5 protein-coding genes are annotated in these 8231 nt (G+C 37.3%); all 5 read left to right on the plus strand.

Annotated features, from left to right (window positions below):
• Positions 1 to 385: 385 nt before the first annotated feature.
• Positions 386 to 1108, plus strand: coding sequence for an NUDIX domain-containing protein (locus tag ASG21_RS10845; protein ID WP_056079600.1), 723 nt, complete (start codon positions 386 to 388; stop codon positions 1106 to 1108).
• 14 nt (positions 1109 to 1122) lie between these two features.
• A complete protein-coding gene (locus ASG21_RS10850) occupies positions 1123 to 2598 on the plus strand; it encodes an FGGY family carbohydrate kinase (RefSeq protein WP_056079602.1) in 1476 nt (491 codons plus the stop codon).
• 67 nt (positions 2599 to 2665) lie between these two features.
• Positions 2666 to 5302 (plus strand): glycoside hydrolase family 3 C-terminal domain-containing protein, encoded by a 2637-nt coding sequence (locus ASG21_RS10855; RefSeq protein WP_056079605.1) that lies wholly within the window; start codon positions 2666 to 2668, stop codon positions 5300 to 5302.
• Positions 5303 to 5428: 126 nt separating this feature from the next.
• Entirely contained in the window at positions 5429 to 6229 is an 801-nt protein-coding gene (locus tag ASG21_RS10860; RefSeq protein ID WP_056079608.1) for a Cof-type HAD-IIB family hydrolase, read from the plus strand.
• Positions 6230 to 6336: 107 nt separating this feature from the next.
• Complete coding sequence (locus ASG21_RS10865; RefSeq protein WP_082482415.1) at positions 6337 to 8040, plus strand: DUF4041 domain-containing protein; 1704 nt, start codon at positions 6337 to 6339, stop codon at positions 8038 to 8040.
• Positions 8041 to 8231 lie beyond the last annotated feature (191 nt).

The following is an 8231-nucleotide window of genomic DNA, read 5'->3' on the forward strand; positions in this document are numbered from 1 at the left end:
CCTGATTTTTAGATTAAATTTTCCTTCATCCTGAATTTTGGGGATTTATTTTAGAGTTAAATCATAATTATCAGCCTGAAAACCGATTGCAAAACAGTAAATTGTTTCTTATTTCACAAAAAAAATCTGTTTTTAATATCATAAAATCATGTTATATTAAAATTTTATATTTATTTCTGAATTTCGTTTTAATCTATTGTAAATGAATGTTTTCAAATCTGTTTTAATCATTAATTTCATACGAAGCTTATCATATTTTTTATTCAATTAATATCATCATTTTACGATATATAACCTATTGATAAACAATACATAATTGATTTTAATTTTTTTAATGACTCTGAATTTTTATATTTGTGAGATTACGAAATTGTTAACTTCATCCATGATCCCAAATTTTATACATACTTATGTTTCGGTAGACTGCGTTGTCTTTGGTTTTGATAACGAAAACAGGCTCAATATCCTTTTGGTACAAAGGCATTTCGAAGATATTCCCAACGAACAGCACAGAAAGCTCCCAGGAAGTCTCATTATGAACAATGAAGGGGTAGATGACGCTGCACAGAGGGTTTTGACAGAACTGACAGGTATTAAAAAGATGGTTTTAAAACAGTTTAAATGCTTCGCAGATCCCGGCAGAGCCAGCGAAAAGGATGTGAAATGGATGGACAAAGAATACAACCATCACATTGACAGAATTATTACCGTTGCCTATCTTTCTCTCTGCAAAATAGACCGGAAAATCAACAGCAGCAAGTATGAAACAGTAGACTGGTTTCCGGTAGACAAGGTGCCTGATCTCCCTTTTGATCACAACCAGATCATTCAGGAATCACTCATCGAGATTCGCAAATGGATCGAGTCTGATTTTACCATTATTTTTGAGCTTCTGCCTAAAAAATTTACCATCAGACAGCTCTATCAACTTTACAGTGCCATCAGTGAAAAATACATTGACATCAAGAATTTTCACAAAAAAATATCTTCATTCAATTATATTATTCAGCTGGATGAGATAGAAACCAACGTGTCTCACCGTGCAGCGAGATATTATAGTTTTGACCAGAAGATTTATAAGAAAAACAATACTAAACTCATCAAATAAAATTTCAACCGGATATGTATTTATTAGGATATGATATAGGAAGTTCATCCGTAAAAGTTTGTCTCATCGAAGCATCCAGCGGAAAAGTAGTGGCGTCAGATTTTTCTCCGAAGAAGGAAATGCTGATCACTGCCGTAAAACCCGGCTGGGCAGAACAAAATCCCCAGGACTGGTGGACGAATCTGAGACTGGCTCATGAAGCCGTAATGCACAGATCCGGCGTAAATGCGGAAGACATCAAAGGAATCGGAATCACCTGGCAGATGCACGGTTTAATTTTGGTGGATAAAGATCAGAATCTTCTGAGACCTTCTATCATCTGGTGCGACAGCCGTGCAGTTCCCTACGGTGAAAAGGCTTTTGAGACCATTGGCAAAGAAAAATGCTTATCTCATCTACTCAATTCACCCGGAAATTTCACCGCTTCAAAATTAGCCTGGGTAAAAGAAAACGAACCTGAGATTTTCGAAAAGATCGATAAAATAATGCTTCCGGGAGATTACATCGCGATGAAACTTTCCGGCGAAATCGGAATGACGGTTGAAGGTATGTCTGAAGGAATTTTCTGGGACTTCAAAAACAACTGTCTTTCTAAAGATGTAATCGATTACTACGGAATTCCGGAAAGTTTTTTTCCTGAAATCATTCCAACTTTCGGAATTCAGTCTACAGTTTCAACTGCCGCTGCAGAAGAATTAGGTTTAAAGGTAGGAACTCCAATTTCTTACAGGGCGGGAGATCAGCCAAATAATGCACTTTCACTCAATGTTTTTAATCCGGGAGAAATTGCCTCGACAGCAGGGACTTCCGGCGTAGTTTACGGAGTGTTGGATCATTTGGATTATGATGATCTGTCAAGAGTAAATACTTTTGCACACGTTAATCACACGCCGGAACAGATCAGACTGGGCGTTTTACTTTGTATAAACGGAACCGGAATTTTAAATTCATGGCTGAAAAATAATTTTGCCACATCACTTTCTTCGTATGGTGATATGAACGATTTAGCCTCACTTTCTCCGGTAGGTGCGAAAGGTTTAAGCATTATTCCATTCGGTAACGGAGCTGAAAGAGTTCTGGAAAACAGAGAATCTAACTGTTCAATTCACGGAATTAACTTTAATATTCATTCTAAAGGTGATATTTTGAGAGCAGCGCAGGAGGGAATTGTTTTTTCCTACGAATACGGAATGAACATCATGCGCAACATGGGAATGGACATCAGCGTGATCCGTGCAGGAAATGCCAATATGTTTTTAAGTTCAATTTTCAGAAAATCTTTAGCCGGAATCAGCAATGCCGTGATCGAACTATACGACACAGACGGAGCTGTAGGTGCTGCCCGTGCTGCAGGTATGGGAATTGGTTTCTACAAAGACTCCAAAGAAGCATTTGCATCTCTCGAAAAGATAGCTGTAATCGAGCCTCAGGCAGAAAAAAGAGCTCAGTATCTTGAAGCTTATGAAAAATGGAAACAGCATTTAAATTAAGTCTGAAATCTGATTTGAATTAATAAAAATTGTTGCTGATTTACTGAAACATCATTAAAGTTTAAATATGAAAAAATTCATCATCGGTTTGGGAGTCATCCTGTTAACCCAAAATCTTCATGCGCAGACTGATTTTAAATATCCTTTTCAAAATCCGACGTTATCGCGGGAAAAAAGAGTGGAAAATTTGCTGAGTCTCTTAACCGCAGAAGAAAAAATAGGAATGATGATGAATTCTTCAAAAGCTGTCAAACGTTTGGGAATTCCCGCATACGACTGGTGGAATGAAGCTCTTCACGGTGTAGCCAGAGCAGGCAAAGCCACTGTTTTTCCGCAGGCGATTGCGATGGCTGCAACATGGGATGTTCCGGAACATCTCAAAACTTTCGAAATGATTTCTGATGAAGCCAGAGCAAAATACAATCAGGATTTAGCAGAAAATAATGTGATTAAAAGATATCACGGACTGTCATTCTGGACTCCCAACATCAACATTTTCCGTGATCCGAGATGGGGAAGAGGTCAGGAAACGTACGGCGAAGATCCATATCTCACGACGCAATTAGGTCTTGCTGCAGTGAAAGGTTTGCAGGGAGATGATCCTAAATATTTTAAAACACACGCCACCGCGAAACATTTTGCAGTTCACAGTGGCCCTGAATGGAATCGTCATTCTTACAATGCTACCGTTTCCCGCAAAGATTTATGGGAAACTTATCTGCCTGCATTTGAGGCGTTGGTGAAAGAAGGAAATGTGCGGGAGGTAATGTGTGCTTACAATGCTTTTGAAGGAGCACCCTGCTGTGCCAACAATTTTTTGGTTACGGATATTCTTCGCACACGTTGGAATTTCAAGGGGATGGTTGTTTCTGATTGTGGAGCGATCTATGATTTCTATGAAAAAAAGGCTCATGCAAGCCATCCTAATCCCGAAACTGCAGTTGCTGCAGCTGTGAAACACACCACTGATGTTGAATGTGGAAATTCATACAAAAATCTCACACAGTCTCTTGAAAAAGGTTTGATAAAAGAATCTGAGTTGGATACCTCTTTAAAAAGAATTCTGACTGGTTGGTTCGAATTGGGAATGTTGGATCCGAAAGATGCTAATCCTTGGAGTAAAATCCCGATTTCTGTTGTGGAATCTCAGAAACACCGCAGTCAGGCACTGAAGATTGCTCAGAAATCGATGACTTTACTTAAAAATCAGAATCAGACTTTACCGCTTTCAAAAAGTATCAGAAAAATAGCTGTTGTAGGACCAAACGCTGATGATGGAATCATGCAGCTTGGAAATTACAACGGAACACCTTCCTACACTGTGACAATTCTGGAGGGTATAAAAAAGAAAATCCCCAATGCAGAAATTGTCTATGAACGCGGCTGTGACTTGGTAGATCCGTCATCAAAAACCTCTTTATACAACAGTTTTTTAACTGAAAAAAATGGTGTAAACGGGATGAAGGTCGAGTTTTTCAATAATAATGAATTCAAAGATAAGCCATCCGCTGTTGTAATTAACAAAACAGGAATCAATTATAATAATTCCGGCGGAACTCAGCTTGCACAGGGTTTAAACAGAGAAAACACATCAACAAAGATTTCCGGAATATTTAAAAGTCCGATTGACGGCGAGGTTTTTCTTGCTCCAGTTGCTTCAGACGGTTACAGTTTATATGTTGACGGAAAAGAGTTGCTGAGCCGTAAAGGAGGTAATGCTTCAAAACCCACTGAAGTTGCTCTGAAAGTTGAAAAAAACAAAGAATATTCTGTTGAGTTAAAGCATATCCAGAAAGGTAAACAGATCACAATCGGATTCGATATTTACAGAAAAGACCCTCTGGATTTTGCTGCGGTAAGAGAGAAAGTGAAAGATGCAGATGCAATTATTTTTGCAGGAGGACTGTCGCCTAATCTCGAAGGCGAAGAAATGATGGTGAATGCAGAAGGTTTTAAAGGTGGAGATAAAATTTCAATTGACTTACCTAAAGTACAGCGGGATATGCTTTCGGAACTTAAAAAGACCGGGAAGCCGTTGATTTTCGTTCTGTCGACAGGAAGTGCTCTGGCACTAGAGCAGGATGAGAAAAATTATGATGCTTTGCTTTGTTCGTGGTACAGTGGTCAGGAAGGCGGAAATGCAGTTGCAGACGTACTTTTTGGCGACTACAATCCCGCAGGAAGATTGCCGGTGACATTTTACAAAACCCTTGCTCAGCTTGATAATGCACTGACAAAAATTTCACCAGACAAACAGGGATTTGAAAATTACGACATGCAGGGACGTACTTATCGCTACATGAAAGAATCACCTTTGTATGCTTTTGGTTTCGGGCTGTCGTATTCAGATTTTAAATATGGTAAAGTGAAGATTTCATCGAAAAAAATTAGAAAAGAGGAAGGTTTAAAGATTGAAATTCCCGTAACCAATCAGTCAAAAAGAGATGGGGAAGAAGTGGTGCAGGTGTATTTGAAGAAAAATTATGATGATAAAGCTCCGGAAAAAAGTTTGCGTGCTTTCAAAAGAATTAAAATTCCGGCTGGAAAAACAGAGTTTGTAAAGCTTGAAATCAATCCGCAATCCTTCCATTTCTACGATGAAAAAACGGACAGTCTCATTCCAAAGTCCGGTAAGTTTACAGTCTTCTATGGCAGTTCTTCAGATAACAGAACTCTGAAGCAGATACAGATTGATGTAAGATAATCTGTACTCAAAATTTATTCGGACAAATTTCATGAACCAAATTCATTATAGTTAATCTTTGCTTAAAACTGAATCATTTATAAACTCTTATCTTTGTAAATCATTACCAATGAAAAAGTATTAAAAATGAAGGATATAAAGCTGATTGTAACGGATATGGACGGAACTTTTCTAAACTCAAAATATGAGGTCAGTCCTGAGTTTCCGAAAATTTATGAAGAATTAAAAAAAAGAGACATACTTTTCGTACCTGCCAGTGGCAGACAGATGTCCGGTATCACAAAATATTTTGGAGAGATTGAAAATGAAATTGGTTTCATTGCCGAAAACGGAGGTTATGTAGTGTACCAGAATAAGGAAATCTTTGCAGACCGTCTCAATCAGAATGCGGTAGCAGAAATTATAAAGACAGTGAGAGAAATTCCTGATGCCAGAGCAGTTTTGAGTGCAAAAGACAGTTCGTATTATGAAAGCAACGACCAGGAATTTGTAGACTATTTTACCAGATACTACATCAAAAATCAGAAAAGGGAAGATCTCACTGAGGCCGTTGATGATTCAGTTTTCAAGATTGCGGTTTACCATCCCGTAAGTTCTGAAGAGTTTCTTTATCCCGCTTTAAAGAAATTTGAAAATGAAGATCTTGTCGTCGTAGTTTCCGGAAAATATTGGCTGGACATAATGAATAAGCACACCAATAAAGGCAACGCGATTGAGAAACTTCAAAAATCTCTCAATATTCTTCCTGAGCAAACCATGGCATTCGGTGATTATCTCAATGATATTGAGATGCTTAAAAATGCTGAATATTCATTTGCAATGAAAAACGCACACCCATCAGTAAAGGACGCTGCTAAATATGAAGCATTTTCTAATGACAGTTTTGGGGTGACGGAGACGATTAAAGATTATTTAAGTAATAATTAATTTACTTTAAAATATTAAAATTCTTTAAAATATATTTCTGAAATGCGGATTCCCGTATTTTTATTCATCTGGATTTCCATAGTATTGTATACAAATTAAACAATACTATGGAAATTTTTATTATCGTCACATTAGTTGTACTCATCATTTACTTTTTTATTAAGGTCAATAATTTAAGGTCAGAAAATAAGAAAAACAAAGATCAGATTGTCAATTTGACTCAGGATTTGAATGAAGCCAGAATCAATTCTACGAAATTTCAAAGTGAAAATAGTACTTTAAAATTCAAACTGAAAACTGTTGAGACAGAGCTTTCAAATTTTCGGATTAAAAACAGAGAACAGGAAGAGAAAGTTTTTGAACTGGGAAAATATCAAAACATAATTGATGTAAAAGTAGAATGTGAATATTTGCTTAAAAAGGCTCAGAAAGACTACGAAAAATTGCGAGAAAGAGGCAATCTGGAATTATCCGAAGCTCAGGAAAATGCAAGAGAATCCCGAAGAAACATAAAAGAACTGACAGAAAAGAAACAACGGGAAATTGAGCTATTGTATGAAAACGCAGTAAGAGAATCGAAAAGAATCATCAATACTGCAGAAAATAAAGCAGAATCAATTGGTGGAGATGCTTACAGAAGCCTGAGAGAAGCCAACGAAATTGCAGACAGAATTCAAGCGATGAAAAATGTAATCAAAGGATATGGTAACGAATATCTGGTCCCAAGCTATACACTTTTGGACCAGTTAGCTGAAGATTTCAGTCATAAAGATGCCGGTGAAAACCTTAAAAAACTTCGTCAGAACAACAGGATGATGATTATCAACCGTCAGGCAGGAATTTGTGAATATGTTGATTATGAAAGACAAAAAACTGCTGTCGACTTCTTTATAGATGCCTATAATGGAAAAGTCGATTCCATATTATCAACAGTACGCAAAGATAATTATGGAATTTTAAAACAAAAAATCGAGGATGCTTTTCAATTGGTGAATTTTAACGGAAAAGCGTTTAGAAATGCAAGAATTTCTGAAATTTACCATCAGGCGAGATTAGAAGAATTGAAATGGGCAGTTGTAGCTCAGGAATTACGGGCAATGGAGCTGGAGGAACAAAGACAAATCCGGGAACAGATCCGTGAAGAAGAAAAGGCAAGAAGAGAATTTGAAAAAGCTATAAAAGATGCTGAGAAAGAAGAGCAAACTTTAAAAAGACTTATAGAAAAAGCTCAGGCTCAGGTTACAGTAGCTAACGAAGAACAGAAAGCTGTTTTTCTGCAAAAATTAGAAGAATTGCAAAGCAGACTTGAACTCGCTGAGGAAAAAAACCAGCGGGCAATTTCGATGGCGCAACAGACTAAAACAGGAAACGTTTATGTAATTTCCAATATCGGTTCATTCGGTGAGCATGTTTATAAAATAGGAATGACCCGACGTCTGGAACCTCTCGATCGTATCCGTGAATTGGGTGACGCAAGTGTTCCTTTTGAATTTGATGTGCACGCAATGATATTTTCAGAAGATGCACCAGCTTTGGAGCGTCAGCTTCATAAGAAATTTCTCAAAAATCAACTTAATAAAATCAATCCAAGGAAAGAGTTTTTCAGACTTGAACTTACCGATCTTAAAAATCATCTTGAAACTATTGGAATCAAATGCAAATGGACACTTCTCGCAGAAGCAACACAATATCGCGAGACCCTTAAGTTAGAGGAAGAAATGAAAACAGATAAGATTCTCGAAGCAGAGTGGGAACGGTATCAGGAAATAGCCGATCCGGTAAGTTATGAGGAAGCGGTAGAAGAGATTTAAATAAATTTTAAGTCGCTCATTATCTTCAGTATACTGATGTGCTCAAGATAATTATCAAATTTATTTTGCCTAAATAAAAAAATCTTCTTACTTTTGCACCACTGAAAACGAGAGATCGTAGCAGGTAAAGGAGAAATGGCAGAGTGGTCGATTGCGATAGTCTTGAAAACTATTGACTGTAACAGGTCCGG

It is taken from the genome of Chryseobacterium sp. Leaf394, from assembly GCF_001424105.1.
Taxonomy (GTDB): domain Bacteria; phylum Bacteroidota; class Bacteroidia; order Flavobacteriales; family Weeksellaceae; genus Chryseobacterium.